The organism is Ohtaekwangia kribbensis (genome assembly GCF_042676245.1).
In the GTDB taxonomy this organism is placed as follows: domain Bacteria; phylum Bacteroidota; class Bacteroidia; order Cytophagales; family Cyclobacteriaceae; genus Ohtaekwangia; species Ohtaekwangia kribbensis.
In genome coordinates this window covers 59,875-78,201 of sequence record NZ_JBHTKA010000001.1, presented here as the reverse complement: position 1 = coordinate 78,201, position 18,327 = coordinate 59,875, and the positions used below count along the sequence as shown (strand labels likewise).

The window sequence follows — 18,327 nt, the reverse complement described above, 5'->3', positions numbered from 1 at the left end:
CACTGAAAATATCATGAAAAAAATTACAGGCATCGGATGTATACTTCTCTGCTGCCTGATTATTTCCTGCGGAAAGGAAGATGCTTCTCATGAAGAGATGTTGAATATCCTGAAACAGTTACAGACAGACTATAGTCGCTTTGATAATTACTATGCTTCGGAAGCGCATGTGCGTTACTATGATTCATTGATCAACGCATCGGGCAGTGCTCAGGATATTATGTTCCTTACGCACAGCAAAGCGAGGGCATTAATTGCCTTGGGACGTGAAGATGAAGCTGTGCAGATTCTCGAACCACAAGTCCGAAAGATCAACGCTGAAAATATTCAGGGCATGGATCGCATGAAAGTACTTTTGGCACTGGCGTATCTGCGCGGTGGCGAAAGAATGAATTGTATCCGCAATCATTCTGCGGAGACATGCATCCTGCCCATTCAAGGCAGCGGCATTCATACATTGCCGGACGGTTCGCGTAATGCCGCGCGTATCTATGAAGAATTACTCCGAGACAATCCGCAGAACCTGGAATACCGTTGGCTTGTTAATATAGCCTATATGACGCTTGGCGAATATCCTGACGGTGTTCCTCCATCCATGGTAGTTCCGGGGCTCGATGTCTCAACGGCACAGATTGACTCCTGCATTTCCATAAAACCGTTTCAGGATATAGCGTCTCCGCTTTCACTGGATATAAATAACATGGCCGGTGGATGCATCATTGATGATTTTGATAATGATGAATTACTGGACATCGTAACATCCGCGTGGGGTATAGATGAGTCAATGCACTACTTCCGGAATAATGGTGATGGTACTTTTACAGACCGATCCGAGCAGACAAGATTAGATCAATTAACCGGTGGTTTGAACCTGATGCAGATGGACTATAATAACGATGGCTTCAAAGATATTTTTGTTTTGCGGGGCGCGTGGCTTCGCGGTAACTATGGCAAACAACCTAATTCTCTTCTTAAAAATAATGGTGATGGTACGTTTATCGATGTTACGATCGAGAGCGGTATAATATCGTTTCACCCAACACAAACAGCAACGTGGAACGACTTCAACAACGATGGCTGGTTAGATGTATTCATCGGCAACGAATCGTGGGAAGGTAATGCAAGCTCCGGCTCACATCCGGCAGAATTGTTTTTGAGCAATCAGGACGGAACATTTACCAATGCAGCTACACAGTCTCGTGTTGACGTAATCGGGTTTGTAAAAGGCGTTACATCAGGCGACTATAACAACGATGGTTGGAAAGATATATTTGTAACCTCACTATCCGGTGAGCGCTTTCTGCTAAAGAACAAAGGCGCATCCGGAAATATACCCTTGTTTGAAGATGTGACTAAACAAGCCGGTGTTGCTGCTGACAGCGTAAGCAGAACATTTCCTACCTGGTTCTGGGACTATAACAACGATGGGTGGCTCGATCTCTTCGTAGGAGATTTTACATTCGATATGCCAATCGCTTCCTATTCAGCCGCTGAAGCATTACATATTTCAACAGGCACTTCCGGTGCGAGTATAGTATATAGGAACAACCGGGACGGAACGTTCACCAACGTTTCGAAAGAAACAGGACTGGCGAAAAAAGCATTCGCGATGGGCGCTAACTTTGGTGATATAGATAATGACGGATACCTTGATATGTATTTAGGTACCGGTAATCCTGAACTCGAATCGATCGTGCCGAATAAGCTTTTTAAAAATATAGGCGGAAAAAGATTTGTGGATGTTACGGCACCTGCACGTGTAGGACACCTTCAGAAAGGACACGCCATTTCATTTGCCGATGTAGATAACGATGGTGATCAGGATATATATATCGAGCTGGGCGGTGCGTATAAAGGCGATGCATTTCATAATGCTTTCTATGCCAACCCCAACCAGGATGAACGAAACCGTTGGATCGTCCTTGATCTGGTAGGTACAAAATCAAATCGTAGTGCAATTGGCACGCGCATCAAAATTACGGTTACTGAAAATGGAGTAAAGCGGAGTATATATCGCGATGTTAATTCAGGCGGAAGCTTCGGTGCTTCTCCGCTCCGAAGAGAAATTGGCATTGGTCGCGCAACGAAGATTGATGAAATAGAAATTCAATGGCATCCGGGCAACAAGCAGATTTGCCGGAATATTGAACCGAATCATTTTCTCCGTATTGTTGAAGGTAAAGATGCAATAGAATATATACCTTCCAAAGAGTTTCAATTTAATTCCGGTCATTCACATCAGCATTCATATCGGGTATTTGATACTTCAAATCCAACTCCGGAAATTCCGCTTTGTGAATAAGGGTCGGTATATTTTGCCTGGTATCAGAACGATTGATGTAAAATAAACTGGTCGACATCTTAAATGTCGACCAGTCATTTCTCTGGTGAGTAACGTTACTTCTTAGCCTTGGCTACCAGAAATTGGTTAACGTCCAGCCAGTGTATAAATGCATCAAACCAGCGATTACTTGTCCGGCCGGGATTTCCAAGTCCGAAGCCGTGTCCGCCATTCTGGTATAAATGAAACTCCACAGGGCGCCCCGCCTTATACCACGAATCAATGACACCAAATTGTCCGCGGAAAAGGAAGTCATCGGTAGCTATAACACTGAACATAGGCGGAGCATTCTTGGGTACATCTACCGGCCCCATACCGCCATATATAGGACCGATGAAGTGCAGTTTCATAGTCTTCGAGTTAAGTGTACAATGCATCGTAAGACCAGCGCCTGCTGAAAAACCGATCATGCCTAATCGCGCTGTATCAACTCCCCATTCGGAAGCTCGCTTCACAATCATTGCATAGGCGGCCTCTGCATCCTGAAGCTGATTCGATAAATCCATACGTGGCGGACTCGCGGGAGCCGCTTCTTTTTTACCATCGTTGGAAGGTGGTGTAGCAGCAGCGAAAGTTCTGTTCATTGATTCCTTGAAACCATCCAATGACTCCGGCGTTGGAAAGAGTCTATACTTGAGTACGAACGCAGCGATACCCTGATCCGCAAGCGCCTGTGCTACTTCCCAGCCTTCATTACCCAACGACAGCCATCGGAAGCCACCACCGGGTGCTACAATAACAGCTGCGCCATTGGCCTTTCCGGGTTTGGGCAGGAAAGGCGTAAGGGTAGCTTTGGTAATGTTTCGAGCCATCGGGTCGCCCCATTGACGAAACCACGTTTCCTGTGCAGGTTGTCCCTGAACACCACCGGTGCCGAGCGGTATAGCGTTAGGTTCAGCTGGCGTTGCCAGCGGATATATAGTGCCGTCCTGCGCCATAGCAAACGTAGTGATGGCGAATAAAGCGATCAGCATGACAATTTTAGTCAGCTTATGTAATGTGTTGTGCATGGTAAGATTGGGTTTGGGTATATATGATTTGAAATAATATTACTTACGTATAGAGCATATATATAGTCCGATGGTGATTCGACTTAACACTGGTTACCTGAACAGCAGCTGCGAAAAGTTATACAGGTTATTCCGCCATACCGGCCATGTGTGGCCTCCCGGATATTCGTTATAGGTATATTTTATGCCCAGCTCATCGAACTTGCTGCACATCGCTTTACAGTTGTTATAGGCAATGTCTTCTTTGCCGCCCATCGCGATCCAAAAGCTTTTCACATTCGTGTTGATGGAAGTTGCGTTGTCTTTCATGTAATCATATTGTGGTTGAGACAAGTTTGGTTGATTGGCAAACCATCCTGAACTGAATACACCGAGGTATGAAAACAGGTTTGTGTTTCGAACACCGGCATGCAAAGTTTGTAGTCCGCCCATGGAAAGACCTGCGAGCGCTCTTTTTTTCTGTTCCGTTTCTGCACGATAATTTTTCTCAACAAACGGAATAGCAACCTGCTTTAATTCATCTTCGAACATGCGCAGCGATTGCTCTCCGAAATTAGCGATACCACCGGTGCCGAGATTACCATCCATCATCACAATGAGCATTGGCTTTGCTTTCTTTTCAGCGATGAGGTTATCCAGGATGAGATCAGTTTTGCCTTGCGTTGCCCAACCCGTTTCGTCTTCGCCACCACCATGAAGTATATATAGCACCGGGTATTTTTCGGTGGTGTGGTCGTACCCGGGAGGAGTATATATATACATCCTGCGCCAGGAACCGGTTACCGTGGAGTAATATCGCCTGGTATGTATATTACCGTGAGGCACGTCTTTCACAGCGTAATAGTCATCACCGGCAAAAGGCATTTCGAGTCCGCTCGCCATCCGGCCCATTCCATAAAATGTCTGGCTCGAAGGATCAGCCACAGCCACGCCATCAATCAACAGCGAGTAATAATGGAATCCTTCCGAGATCGAGTCGGTTGTAACTTCCCAAAAATCATTGGCATCTTTTACCAGGTCGTATTTTTTGCCAAGATCGATCTGCACCTTCTTGGCGTCTGGTGCCTTGAGTCGAAACAACACGCGACTGCCCGGAAGTATACGCGGATATTTTGCAGATCGTACATTGGTAGTGGCAGCTGTTCCCAACACGGTATATTTCTCGAATGACTGCGGATCAGGCGTTTTGAAAAGCAACTGCGAAAACATGTATAGATCGTTTTTCCAAACCTTGAAGTCATGTCCGCCAGGCTCAACGTAAAAGATGTGCGGTATATTTATAGCCTTTGCATAGTCATGCGTGCGCTGGCTGAAGAGCATCAGGTTATCATCAATTCCACAGGAGATCCATAGGAGCTTCAATTGTGCCTTCGCTTTATTGGGAACAGGGAAGAGAGCTTCCGGAACTTTCGTATTGGGCGCAGAAGAGAAACCACCTACCCACGCGAACGTGTCGAGGTTGCCTAGACCAAAGTTAAGCGATTGTCCACCGCCCATAGAGAGGCCGGCAATAGCACGATGCTCCCGGTCTTTCAGTACAGCATACTTCTTTTCCACGAATGGAATCAAGTCGTGCAGCAAGTCTTTTTCAAAGGTTGAAAACGCTTTTACCTTCGCGCTGTCAAAAACATTCCCTACTGCACGATCATCTTTCATCGCGCGTCCGTTGGGCAGCACAACGATCATGGGAGCTAGTTTATTGGCTGCATATAGGTTGTCCAGAATGACTTGTGGAGCTCCGCCCTTTAACCATTCTTTTTCATCGCCACCTATACCATGTAACAGGTATAGCACCGGGTACTTTTTCTTTTTGCTATAGCCGGGTGGTGTATATACCAGGGCTTTTCGCGAAGCACCTACAGTTGTTGAGGGATACGATATCGAATCAATTCTACCCTGTGCAGTTTGATGCTGCGGAACATCAAAACCATCGGGTGCCCGCAAAGCCTGCTGTTGTGCGCTGACTCGCGTGAACATGATGGGTAACAGAAAAATCAGAAGCGTGATTTTTTTCATAACATTTTATTGGGTTGGTGTTTTGTTGAGTTCATTCCAGATTCAGACTTCATCGTTGTATGGCATCACAAATTCGATTTCGGTTGCATCAAGAATTTGAAAATAAAGTGTTGTAAATACAATTAAACAACGACCAGTTATCTGAACTGCCTGAGAGCGGTGGTGAGCGGTTGGAACCCGCCTATTTTAATAAGCGGGTAAATCCTGCTTTTGCAAACGTGTGCAAAATTCATCGGTGGCTTTAATTGGAAGTTCCAGCTTTTAGGATTCTCCAACTTCGATCCTTAAATGTCGGTTGAACACTTAATAAACTGACGGTCGATCTGAGCAAAACATCACCAAACTAACAACTCTATGAGAAAACTTTATGCACTATTAATGAGCATGCTTTCACTGGCATGTACGGATGCGTGGGCGGGGAGTGGTGGACTTTATTTCACGAACCTTCAACAGCAAACTATCAAGGGGCAAGTACTCGATGAAACCAGTACACCACTGCCCGGAGTAAATGTGCTGGTGCGTGGCTCAACTGGGGGCACTGTCACAGATGCTGATGGAAATTTTTCTTTGACCAGCGTAAGCAGCGATGATGTCCTGGTGTTCTCGTTCATTGGGTACAAATCAAAAGAAGTAAATGTCAATGGACAGACGGTTATCAGCGTCACGCTCGAAGCGGATGTTGTTTCCCTGAATGAAGTCGTAGTCACAGCACTGGGCGTTCAGAAGGAATCCAAGAAGCTGGGGTATGCCGTAACATCGGTAAAAACAGATGAGCTTCTCAATAACAGAACAACCAATGTAATGGAGTCGCTCGAAGGTAAAGTTGCTGGCTTGAACATCACGCCTCCTGCTGCCGGTGCAGGTTCGAGTATGCAGATACGCCTGCGCGGACAAGCTGCTTTTGCCGGTGCGAACAATGCACCGCTCATCGTGATCAACGGATTGCCGATCGATCAGGGCGCGCGAGGTGCCAATGGAAATGGAGCAGTAAACCAGCGCGATCGCGGTGACAACCTGCAAAACATAAATCCCGATGACATTGAAAGTATGACGGTGTTGAAAGGTTCAACCGCTGCTGCTATATATGGTGCGCGTGCTGCGAATGGTGCTATTATCATTACCACAAAATCAGGAAGCAAAGACCAGGGTATAGGTGTGGATTATACTTCAAGCTATACCAGTTCGCACGCGCTTAATTTTCTGGGTGAGATTACGCAAACCGAATACGGTATGGGAAGAGGTGGCGTAAGACCACAGACACAAGGTGAAGCACAGTCGAATGGTCAATTTGGTTTTGGTGAGCGACTGGATGGAAAGCCCACTATAAATTTTGATGGTGTGATGCGTCCTTATTCGGCATACGAAGACCGGCTGTTTGATTTTCTTCAGACCGGATCGAATTGGACTAACACATTAGGGATTTCAGGTGGCGGACCCAATGGAAGTTTCCGGATGTCTTTCTCCAATACAGATGCGAAAGGTATCGTGCCAACCAATGAGTATAAAAAGAGAATTTTCAATGTTGGTATCAATCATAATCTATCCAGCAAACTTAGTGTACAATTGAATGTAAACTATGCTTCCGAAGAGAACATCAATCCACCCCAGATCGGAACGCAAGGTGACGGAGCCATTAACTTCTTCGGAAGGATGTCTATATCTACACCGCTCAGCGCTTTTGACGAGAGTGCCATCAACCCGGCTACCAATGCTGAATATCGTACAAATGGATTTCTGGGAACGATAAACAATCCATACTTCCAGATCAAAAAACGTCAGTTCTTTAATGACGACAGAAATCGCCTGTTGGCAACAGCAACACTACGTTACAAGCTCACCGACTGGCTATATATACAGGGCAGGTATAACTATGATCGCGGCTCGAGCTTCATGGAGTGGAATCAATTGAATGGTTCAGGAGCCACATCGACCCTTGATGAGTTCGGCAAGTACAGAGGCCGCTATGATATTCAGCAAGACGAAACACAGGATATCAACGCAGACTTTCTCATTGGTGGTAACAAAGAATTTGGAAAATTCTCGGTCGATGCGAGCTTCGGTGGTAACACCTGGAGAACACGATTCCAGCAACATTCGCAGTACTCACGAAGCTTTACGGTGCCCGATCTATATGCATTGAAGAATGGAACGATCACCTGGCTCAATGAACCCGACCCACTGCTGCAGGGTTTCTCACCCTATAACTTTAGCAAGTCGCGTATCAACTCACTCTATGGCTGGGCTGAATTCGGATACAACGGATTAGTATATATCAACTTCACCGGACGAAAAGACTGGTTCTCGGTATTGAACCCGGACGACAACAGTGTGTTTTATCCATCGGTATCAGGAAGTCTCATTTTCTCGGAATTGTTAGGCGATCAGAACTGGCTCTCTTACGGTAAACTCCGCGCATCGTGGGCGGAAGTAGGAAGTGCCAATGGCGTAAATCCGTACGATGGTGTACTGAACTATATTATCAATCCGCCTTTTAACGGACAGACTACAGCGGGTATATCGGGTACGCTAGCACCGAATCCAACGCTAAGACCTTTCACAGTAGAAGAGAAAGAGATTGGCGTTGAGATGAGACTGTTTAACAACAGGTTGTTGTTGGATATAGGAGCGTTTGATAAAGTTACAACGGACCAGATACTGGAAGTTGCTATATCAAGTGCATCAGGCTATAACAACACCAAACAGAATAAGGCCTCCCTGCAAAACCGTGGTTTGGAAACGCTGATCGAAGGAACACCTATCCAGACGCAGGATTTCAGTTGGACAACTTCCTGGAATAATGCTTACCTAAAGACAGAAGTACTGGATGTTGGAAACGCCAGCGGTACATTGTTAGTACTATATTTCAATGGAACCGGAAATGAATTCCTCGGTGAGCTAAGATATACCGAAGGGATGGCCATGAACCAACTATATACCCGAACGTATCGCAGAGATGCAAACGGGCAAGTCGTTGTTGATAATAACGGAAGACTGCTTGAGACAACCAGCGCAACACCTGGTGCCGAAAAGACAAACGGCTTTCTCCCGGTCGGCAGCTCTATTCCAAAACATGTAGGGGGGTGGAACAACACCTTCCGCTATAAGAACCTCTCACTGGGTATTCACATCGACTACAAGTTTGGAGGCACCGTGTTGTCGTCAACGCATTTGAATATGTTGAGACAGGGCCATTCCAAGCTTTCGCTTGAAGGCCGGAGAGAAGGAGAGAACGGTATAGTATATCCTGCGGTATATGAAAATTCGGGCGAAGCCAATACAACGGTTGTTACCGATCTTCAAGGCTTCTATGCGGATTATCGCAACAAACAGATCGGCGATCCCTTTACCTTCAAATCTGATTTTGTAAAGCTTCGGAATATTTCAGTGTCTTACAACTTTACGAGTGCGCTGCGTAAAATTCCTGCCATGAGTTTCATTAAAGGACTTACGCTCACAGCAGGGTGCCGAAATGTAGCCATACTCTATAAAGATCTGCCGGGCCTCGATCCGGAATCGGTTCAGTCTTCCGGTGATTTCCGTGCCGGTTACGAAAACACAGCGCTTCCTACAACGCGCAACTATAACCTTACCTTAAACGCCAGATTCTAATACTATGAAAATCATAAAGTATAGTATATTTTTCAGCGCAGCACTTTTGTTCGCTACAGGATGCGACAAAGATTTCATCGAGGTGAACACGAATCCTTATGCTGTCTCCGAAATAGATCCTGCACTTCTGTTCGCGGGGGCACAACGTACACACCTGGGTACATGGTCAGCCGAGCACACCATCGTTCAACATTTTGTTTGTCCGTATAACACCGGTGCAAATCTTGGCTTCAACTTTAATGAAGATATAGATCTCATCTGTAATCCGAAGTGGGATCAGTCCTATCCGACTACGATCCGAAACCTGGTTCAGGCCATGAACATTCTCGGAGACGATACCGAGCGTATTAACCTGATGAGTATGATTCGCATCTGGAAGGCGCAAACGTTCATGGGTGTAGTAGATGAATATGGCGATGTACCATACTTCAACGCGGGCAAAGCTGTACAGTTAGAATACTTTCCGGCTTACGATGACGATGCTGCAATCTATGAAGACTTGTACAAAGAGATCAAAGAAGCATTGGCTGCATTTAATACCAGTGCCGATTATGTTCCGGAAGATTTATTTTATGGCAAGAACAGTCTAAGCCCCGCTGCTGATGCACCTGCGCAAATAGCGAAATGGAAAAAGCTTGGCAACTCATTGTTGCTCCGGTTGGGAATGCGATATACCAAAGTAAATCCAGGCAAAGCAGAAAGTATAGTTAAGGAAGCTGTTGCAGGCGGAGTGATGACTTCTAATGCAGACAACGCCTATGTAAAATATGGAAACGGAGCTGTGCATGCTGATAATAATAACCTTCGGAATTTTTCGCAATTCAACTATGCTGCAGAACCATTTGTTGATCAACTTAAGACAACCAACGACCCGCGCGCACAATATATACTCGCCACTTTCCAGGATCCCGGTGCAGTAGTAAACGACACAGATCCGGATACTGAGCTTGCCAACCAGTTTGGTGTTCCCATTGGTAAAACAAGTATAGAGCTCGGTGATCCGAACGGACCTTATCGGGGTGCCAGAGGTGCCGGACTCAATTACTCTCAAATGAACATCTGGATCGTAGCGTCACCATCAGCACCGGAGTTCTATGTAACCTATGCGCAAACATCTTTACTGTTAGCAGAGGCCGCAGCAAGAGGATGGGTTGATGGAGATGCACAGACGTATTATGAAGAAGGTATAAAAGCAGATATAGATACATATTCATTCTATCCGCAAGCCACACCCATTGCCGAAGAGGCAATCGATATATACCTGGCTGAACCCGGAGTAGCCTTTGATGAAGCCAACGCACTTGAACTCATCAACACACAATACTGGGTGGTCAATCTTAGAAACGGTACGGAAGCGTATGCCAATTTCAGAAGAAGCGGTTATCCGGTTTTAAGTCCGAATCTCTTTAACACCAAATTGAATGGCGGCTTTGCCAGAAGAATGTCTTTCCCTGATCGTGAAGCCTCTGCCAATGCAGAAAGCTACGCAGGTGGTGCGGCTGCTATCGGTGGAGATAATTTACTCTCACGGGTCTTTTGGGATATCCAATAGATATATATCCTGAGTATATATAGATATAGCTATAAAACAGGTTTCTTTCATTTAGGTTTGGTTGAAGGCGACTGATGTATGTCAGTTGCCTTTTCTTCACTTCATGTTAACATGATACTGCTTTCCCCTGCAATCAAGACTCTTAAACCACCAACATATGAAACAAAATACCTTCATCATAACTACACTGTTATGGTCTTCTTTGATTTTGATATCGTGCTCCGATGATGATTCAGGTGACGATACGCAAGGTATAATTGCAACCGATGCTCAACTCGTGAACTATGGTACCGGCTACTCGTTCACGGAAGGTCCTGCTGTTGACAAGAGCGGGAATGTTTTCTTTACGGATCAACCCAACGACATCATTTACAAGTGGGATGCAAATACCCGCGTGGTATCACCTTTCCTGGAAGAGACAGGTCGCGCCAATGGAATGGCCTTCGATAAAGACGGCAACCTGATTGCTTGCGCAGATATGCACGGTGAGATTTGGAAAATTGCACCCAATGGAAGTCATACAGTTCTTGCCGATAATTACAATGGTAAACTCCTGAATGGTCCCAACGATGTTTGGATCAACCCGGTAACAGGTGGTATGTATATCACTGATCCGATGTTCCCGCGCGACTATTGGGACGAAGATGATCCGCGCAAGTTCAATAACCCCGCGTGGCCACCAACGCATTCTGAACAAGCCGATGAAGGTAAAGGAGGACATGTATACTACCTCGCACCGGGTGCGACCGAATTGGTGCGCGTAACAACGCAATCAGAATGGGATGCAGACTCCTGGCCCAACGGTGTAGTAGGAACTCCTGACGGAAAAAAGTTATATATAAACAAATGGGCAGGCGATAACATGGGGGGCACGTGGGTGTTCGATATCAATGCAGACGGATCACTGTCAAACATGAAAGAGTTTACGGACATGGGTGGAGATGGTATGTCGATGGATGATCGCGGAAATATATACATCAGCAATGGATTTGGTGTGGTTGTATTCGATTCATCCGGCAAAGAACTCGTCAGGATTTTTACAGGCGGTGGTGCAACCAATAATGTATTTGGCGGAAGCGATGGTAAAACACTTTTCATCACAGGCCCTATCGATAAAGTAAATGGACTGAAGATGAATGTAAAAGGCGTTGAAAAATTCTGAGAGATCGAATCAGTCCTGGGAAGTCGGTTGTATAAAATTCTCCGCTGACTTTTATTAGAAGCCTTCGTTACGTTCTCAGTCGTTATTGCTTTACTCCATATACAAATCACAGACGTTAACTTTTAAGAATAGCATGTCCAGGAATCTTTTATTGATTTTGTTTTCTATAGTGTTGGCCATGGGTTTCATGGTGGTCACACTCATTGATGCACATACCTATGCAGGATGGTTGCTGATGGTATTTTTCGTTTCCGTTGCTGCTATACTCAGGCGTTATGAACTTTTAAAAGGTTACGCATTTACCGTAATGATTCTTGCCGCGGTAAGTTTAGCGATGTACTACCCGCAGTACTTCGTGTCAGTAGGTAATGTCAAGCTTTCTATACTCATTGTTCCGCTTATGCAGATCATCATGTTCGGTATGGGCACCGGTTTAAGCGTGCGCGATTTTGTTGCTGTGATCAAAATGCCGAAGGGTGTTATTGCAGGTGTATCGTGTCACTACCTCATCATGCCGTTTGTTGCTTTTCTCATTACGCGGATCTTTGCATTTGAAGATGAAGTAGCCGCAGGTATAATTCTGATCGGCAGTTGTCCGAATGGACTGGCATCGAATGTAATGACTTACCTGGCACGAGCCAACCTAGCTTTATCCGTCACGCTTACGGCTATATCTACTTTCATCTCACCGTTGGTAACGCCACTGTTCATGCAAGTGTTTGCAGGCCAATATATACATATAGATTTCTGGGCGATGGTATGGGACATCACCAAAATTGTAATTATACCGGTTTGTGCCGGACTTGCTTTCAATAAATTTCTGCACGGACGATTCAAGCTACTGGACGATATCATGCCAACCATTTCCATGATTGGAATCGGGTTGATCATTGTGGTGATCACGGCCGCAGGTCGCGATGCACTGCTGGTCGTTGGTGGCTATCTGATACTCGCGGTACTGATCCATAACCTGAGCGGATACTTCTTCGGCTATTGGTCTGCGCGGATGCTGCGCATGGAGGAAAAGGATTGTCGCACGATCGCGATTGAAGTTGGTCTTCAGAATGCAGGACTTGGTTCAAGCCTGGCCCTGGCAATGGGTAAGCTCGCAACGGTAGGGCTGGCGCCTGCCGTGTTTGCTCCGATCATGAACATCACGGGATCTTCGCTGGCACTCTGGTGGCGCGGACGACCTCTGCCGGATACGAATAAAGTTGAAGAGACCGCAGACGACAATCAAATTCAACATGCCAAAACATAATGAGACAACTATGACGAATACAAAATATATACTTGCTGTCTTTTTAATTCTTACTCATCTTTTACCCGGATATACACAACAGATATCGAAAGATGAACTCATTTTCCTGACTCCCGAATGGAAAGGTGAGCGTTACGCTGATGGCCGGCCGAAAGTGCCGGATGCTATACTGGATCGCATGAAGCTTGTGACGCTGGAAGAAGCGTGGGCCGTGTTGCGTAACGAGAACTACAAATTTCAGTTCGAAGGCGATTGGATGACCATCAATCCGGATAGTGTGTTAGTAGGGAGAGCTGTAACAGCGACTTTTATGCCCGGCCGCCCGGATATACATCGGGCCATTGATGACCGTGGCCACACGCGCGATGGACGAATCAAATCGCAGAACTCATGGCCTATAGATATGCTGACAAAGCGTGATGTATATGTGGTTGATCAGTTTGGTGCCCATGAAGATGGCCCGACTATAGGAGATAACCTGGGTAACTCGATTTTCGCCAAGACGGGTAATGGCATAGTATATAACGGTGCTGTGAGAGACGTCAACGGTTTAAAAGAGATCGGTTCATTTACATCTTTCTTTCGCAGCTACCATCCATCTCATCACCTGAATGATCCGAAGGGACAACTGAACACAACCCTGGTAGGCATCAATACACCCACGCGCATCGGTAAAGCTACCGTTATGCCGGGCGATGTTGTGCTCGGCCGTAATGGTGGTGTCATCTTCATTCCCGCTCACCTTGCAGAGAAAGTCGTGAAGACATCGGAAGTTGTTCGTCTTCGTGATATGTTCGGACACCAGCGACTTCGCGAGCAGAAGTATACCCCAGGTCAAATCGATACACGTTGGTCGGATGAAATTGAAAAGGATTTTTCGCAGTGGCTTCGCGCTAATTCAGACAAGCTCCCAGTGCCGAAAGAACAGATACAGGAATTATTGAAGCAACGTACCTGGTAGATAAAATAAACAATGCTATAGATGTCAACTACAAAATCAAGACGCGCATTCTTCAAGAGTGCCGTGACCGCTGGTGCCATGCTGGCGCCCTTGGGTACAACGTTTGGTAACAGCCTTCTGCAGGCTGTAGACCGAAGTAATACATATTCAAAACCTGCAGACTTAAAAATCACGGAAGTCCAATGCGCTTTTATCAAATATGGAAGCAGCTTGTTTGTGAAGATATATACCGATCAGGGTATATATGGATGTGGGGAAGGTGTTGATGCCGTGGCAGGCACGTATCACTTTGTGAAAGCGTTGGAGTTTCGGTTAAAAGGTAAGAACCCGCTGAACGTTCATCGCATCTTTGATGATCTTCGGAAGTCCGGTATATTTCAGGGCGCACAAGCCGGAATGTACATTGCCGTGCTCTCTGCCGTTGAGACCGCGCTTTGGGACATTGCCGGAAAAGCATTGGGTGTACCGGTATATCAATTGCTGGGCGGAAAGTTCCGTGACAAGATCAGGGTATATTGCGACACCGCGTTGTATCAACGAAACCTTCCAACACCACAAGACTTTGCCAAGTCAGCATTGGAAGCAAAGAAGATGGGATTTAACGCCATCAAGTTTGATCTTGACCAACGAAACGATCCCACGAAATATGATAGCTACAATTGGACGGCAAGCCCCGGAGAATTGAAACGCATGGTCGACCAGGTTACAGCCGCACGTGAAGCTGTTGGACCGGACATCGATATATGTTGTGATATGCACGGACGATACGATGCCGTAACCGGCCAGCAGATAGCCAAGCGACTTGAACCACTTAACCTGATGTGGCTGGAAGAACCTATACCTGCCGAGAATGCAGAGGCCTATAAAATAATTTCAGATTCAACCAGTACACCGATTTGTGCCGGTGAAAATTTATACCTCGCATATGGCTTCAGGCGATTACTTGAACTAGGCGCAGTCGATATCATTATGCCAGACTTGCAGAAAGCAGGCGGACTGGGAGAGGGCCAACGCATTGCAAACCTCGCGAGTCTATATTATGTTCCTTTTGCACCACACATGGTTGCATCGTTTCTCGGGGCGATGGCGTCATGTCATGTTTGTGCGTCCGTTCCGAATTTCATGATCCTCGAATGGCAAATGTATTTTCATACCGATCCGATGTATAAAGAAATTGTGAAGTATGATGGACCGATGGTAGAAAATGGATTCATTACACTCTCGGAGAAACCGGGTATAGGAGTTGATATTAACGAAGAAGGAATGAAGAAATATGCTGCGCCCGGTTATCCATTCTTTAAGTAACAGGTTTACGAATAACAGACGTTGATAGCAATCGCCATCAACGTCAGTTATCGTATCATATAGTCAAGTAATAATACACCAATCAATCCGATGATTGAAACAAGTGTCTCCATCATCGTCCAGGAGCGAAAGGTGTCTTTAATCGTTAATCCGAAGTATTCTTTGAAAAGCCAGAAGGCTGTATCATTTACATGCGAGCAGAATAAACTTCCTGCCCCGATCGAGAGCACAAGTAAATTGGGATCAACGTAGGTTTGTTGTGTTAGCGGATATACCACACCGGCAGCCGTTAGTCCTGCTATCGTAGCGGAACCAAGCGCAAGTCTTAGTACAGCTGTTATCGTCCACGCTAAAATGAGAGGCGGGAAGTCCAGTTGTTTGAATGCATCGGCAATATCTTTACTTACGCCACTATCAAAAAAGATTTGTTTCAGGATACCCGCACTTCCGATGATCAGCAAGACCATCGCTATATCTTTCACCGCTTCTCCATAGATGCTCATGATCGATGATAATTTCTTACCCATGCCAATGCCGAGGCTATACGTCACAATTACAATGGTTAACAGCATGGCTTGATTAGGTTCAGCAACAAACGAAAAAACGCGTTGCGCTATAGCATGCTCAGAAAAGATACGCGACAGGAGTGTAGTTATACCAATCAGTAAAACCGGTAAAAGTGATGAGACTAAACTATTTACTGCGCCAGGCAATTCATGGTGTGGTCTCTCTACGCATAGTGATACCGTTGCAGGTCTCGCAGGAATGTTGCGGATGGTTGTTGCAAACAACGGACCTGCAAGAATGATGGCCGGTATAGCAATGATAATTCCATAACCGAAGGTTGTTGCTATATCGGCATTGAACTGAACCACAAGCGCAATGGGCGATGGGTGAGGGGGAAGGAAACCATGCATCACTGAAAGAGAAGCTAACATCGGAAGTCCTACATAGATCAGCGGCAGCTTGTATTGATAGGCTACTGAAAATATAATCGGAATCATGAGCACGAAGCCAACATTATAGTATAGCGGAATGCCTACGAGAAAACCTGTGATGCTCATGGCCCATACCAAATGCCGTGTGCCGAAGAACTGTTGCATCATAAGTGTGATGCGTTGTGCTGCGCCACTCTCGGCAACAAGTTTCCCGAGCATCGCTCCGAGTATAATAACAATCACGAGCGAGCCCAGCGTATCACCAATCCCTTTGTTTACCGACTTCGATATATCTTCAACCGGCATTCTCAAGAGCAGGGCAGCTGCAGTACCTACCGTGAGAAATGCAAGAAAAGGATTTACCTTCGCCCAGGTAGTGAGCACAACCAGGCTTACAATACACGCAACAAGAATGATGAATGTCATTTGAGACGGGCGATCAATGAGAATCTCTTGTCACCTTCGACCCGGACTTGCCCACCAGGAAATCAAGATCAGCTCCCTTGTCTGCCTGTTGAACATGGTTAACATATAGATTGACGTAGCCACGTTCTGCAATCGCGGAAGGTTGTTTCCAGTGTTGCCGTCTTCTGGCGAGCACTTCATCAGACACATGCAAGTGTATACGTCTTGCTTCTACATCCAGCTCAATGATATCACCATTCTCAACCAAAGCTAAATTTCCACCAATGGCTGATTCGGGCGATACATGTAGCACTACAGTTCCATAGGCAGTGCCACTCATTCTGCCATCGGAAATTCGCACCATATCCGTAACACCTTTATCGAGAAGTTTCGTTGGTAAAGGCATGTTACCGACTTCAGGCATACCCGGATAACCAACGGGACCTACACTCTTCAATACCATAACACATGTCTCATCAATGTCGAGGTTGGGATCGTCTACGCGCGCATGGTAATCTTCTATATTCTCAAACACAACAGCACGTCCTTTATGTTTCATCAATGAAGGTGTTGCAGCAGAAGGTTTGATGACGGCACCGTTCAATGCAAGATTACCTTTGAGTACTACGATTCCTGCTTCTTTTATCAGTGGACTATCATAGCAAGCAATCACTTCGTTGTTGTAGCATTCGATCTTGTCGTGTATATTTTCACGATGCGTTTTTCCGTTTACTGTCATCGTGTTCATGTGCAGCACCGATTGAAGTTCTTTCATGATCATAGGTAATCCACCGGCATAGTAGAAGTCTTCCATCAGAAATTTTCCGGAAGGCATGAGGTTTAGTAACAGGGGAATTTTACTTCCGATCTTGTCGAAATCTTCCAGGTTGAGTTCAACCCCGATTCTTCCTGCTATAGCCGTAAGGTGAATGATGAAATTAGATGATCCTCCTATAGCAGCATTTACTTTGATTGCATTTTCGAATGCTTCGCGCGTTAATATCTTGGAGATCTTCAGATCTTCCTTTACCATTTCTACAATGCGTCTTCCGGATAACTGCGCCAGTACTTTTCTGCGGGAGTCAACGGCAGGTATAGCGGCCGCACCTGGCAGCGTCATTCCCAGTGATTCAACCATGCACGCCATCGTTGATGCAGTACCCATCGTCATGCAATGACCCGGGCTGCGCGACATACAACTTTCGGCATGCGAGAATTCGTCATACGTCATTTTTCCTGTCTTGAGTTCATCGGTAAATTTCCAGACTGCCGTTCCCGATCCTATATCTTTACCGCGATGCTTGCCGTTCAACATCGGGCCGCCCGGCACAACCAGTGTAGGTATATCTACACTGGCAGCCCCCATCATGGTAGATGGCGTTGTCTTATCGCAACCGGTAAGCAGCACAACACCATCAAGCGGATTACCGCGAATGGATTCTTCAGCATCCATACTCGCGAGATTCCGGAACAACATGGCAGTAGGCTTCAGCAGTGTTTCTCCCAATGACATGATCGGGAACTCGAGCGGAAATCCACCGGCTTCATATACTCCGCGTTTTACATATTCCGCTATATCACGAAGGTGCGCGTTACATGGCGTGAGTTCAGACCATGTGTTACAGATACCAATGACGGGCCTGCCATCAAAGAGGTCTTCGGGAAATCCCTGGTTCTTCATCCAGCTTCTGTAGATGAAACCCATCTTGTCTTTTTTACCGAACCATTCGGAACTTCTATAGGTCATAGTGGTCAACTTAGAGGTGA

General features: G+C 46.0%; 11 protein-coding genes. 7 read left to right on the top strand and 4 right to left on the bottom strand.

What is annotated here, in order from left to right; genetic code table 11:
• Window positions 1-13: 13 nt before the first annotated feature.
• Window positions 14-2,302: a CRTAC1 family protein gene (locus ACFQ21_RS00385; RefSeq protein WP_377573226.1), complete on the top strand. Its 2,289-nt coding sequence runs from the start codon at window positions 14-16 to the stop codon at window positions 2,300-2,302.
• Window positions 2,303-2,397: 95 nt separating this feature from the next.
• Here ACFQ21_RS00385 and ACFQ21_RS00380 read toward each other — a convergent pair whose 3' ends face one another.
• Both ACFQ21_RS00380 and ACFQ21_RS00375 read right to left on the bottom strand, forming a co-directional pair.
• The gene (locus tag ACFQ21_RS00380; protein WP_377573224.1) at window positions 2,398-3,351 is read right to left on the bottom strand and encodes an alpha/beta hydrolase; all 954 of its coding nucleotides are present in this window, start codon (window positions 3,349-3,351) and stop codon (window positions 2,398-2,400) included.
• A 93-nt stretch (window positions 3,352-3,444) separates the two neighbouring features.
• Window positions 3,445-5,367: an alpha/beta hydrolase-fold protein gene (locus ACFQ21_RS00375; RefSeq protein WP_377573221.1), complete on the bottom strand. Its 1,923-nt coding sequence runs from the start codon at window positions 5,365-5,367 to the stop codon at window positions 3,445-3,447.
• A gap of 354 nt (window positions 5,368-5,721) precedes the next feature.
• Between ACFQ21_RS00375 and ACFQ21_RS00370 the strand changes: the two genes are divergently transcribed.
• From ACFQ21_RS00370 to ACFQ21_RS00345, 6 genes are all read left to right on the top strand, one after another.
• Entirely contained in the window at window positions 5,722-8,976 is a 3,255-nt protein-coding gene (locus tag ACFQ21_RS00370) for a SusC/RagA family TonB-linked outer membrane protein (RefSeq protein ID WP_377573218.1), read from the top strand.
• Window positions 8,977-8,980: 4 nt separating this feature from the next.
• The gene (locus tag ACFQ21_RS00365) at window positions 8,981-10,528 is read left to right on the top strand and encodes a SusD/RagB family nutrient-binding outer membrane lipoprotein (RefSeq protein WP_377573215.1); all 1,548 of its coding nucleotides are present in this window, start codon (window positions 8,981-8,983) and stop codon (window positions 10,526-10,528) included.
• Window positions 10,529-10,685: 157 nt separating this feature from the next.
• Window positions 10,686-11,690 (top strand): SMP-30/gluconolactonase/LRE family protein, encoded by a 1,005-nt coding sequence (locus tag ACFQ21_RS00360; protein ID WP_377573212.1) that lies wholly within the window; start codon window positions 10,686-10,688, stop codon window positions 11,688-11,690.
• A 133-nt stretch (window positions 11,691-11,823) separates the two neighbouring features.
• Window positions 11,824-12,951, top strand: a complete 1,128-nt coding sequence (locus ACFQ21_RS00355; protein WP_377573209.1) for a bile acid:sodium symporter family protein — start codon at window positions 11,824-11,826, stop codon at window positions 12,949-12,951.
• Between the two features lie 10 nt (window positions 12,952-12,961).
• Complete coding sequence (locus tag ACFQ21_RS00350; RefSeq protein ID WP_377573206.1) at window positions 12,962-13,912, top strand: RraA family protein; 951 nt, start codon at window positions 12,962-12,964, stop codon at window positions 13,910-13,912.
• Window positions 13,913-13,933: 21 nt separating this feature from the next.
• Complete coding sequence (locus tag ACFQ21_RS00345; RefSeq protein WP_377573203.1) at window positions 13,934-15,217, top strand: mandelate racemase/muconate lactonizing enzyme family protein; 1,284 nt, start codon at window positions 13,934-13,936, stop codon at window positions 15,215-15,217.
• A gap of 47 nt (window positions 15,218-15,264) precedes the next feature.
• On the opposite strand, the gene ACFQ21_RS00340 is transcribed toward ACFQ21_RS00345, so the two are convergent.
• A complete protein-coding gene (locus tag ACFQ21_RS00340) occupies window positions 15,265-16,581 on the bottom strand; it encodes a gluconate:H+ symporter (RefSeq protein ID WP_377573200.1) in 1,317 nt (438 codons plus the stop codon).
• A gap of 13 nt (window positions 16,582-16,594) precedes the next feature.
• Window positions 16,595-18,307 carry an IlvD/Edd family dehydratase gene (locus tag ACFQ21_RS00335; protein WP_377573198.1) on the bottom strand — a complete coding sequence of 571 codons (1,713 nt, stop codon included), beginning with the start codon at window positions 18,305-18,307 and terminating at the stop codon, window positions 16,595-16,597.
• Window positions 18,308-18,327 lie beyond the last annotated feature (20 nt).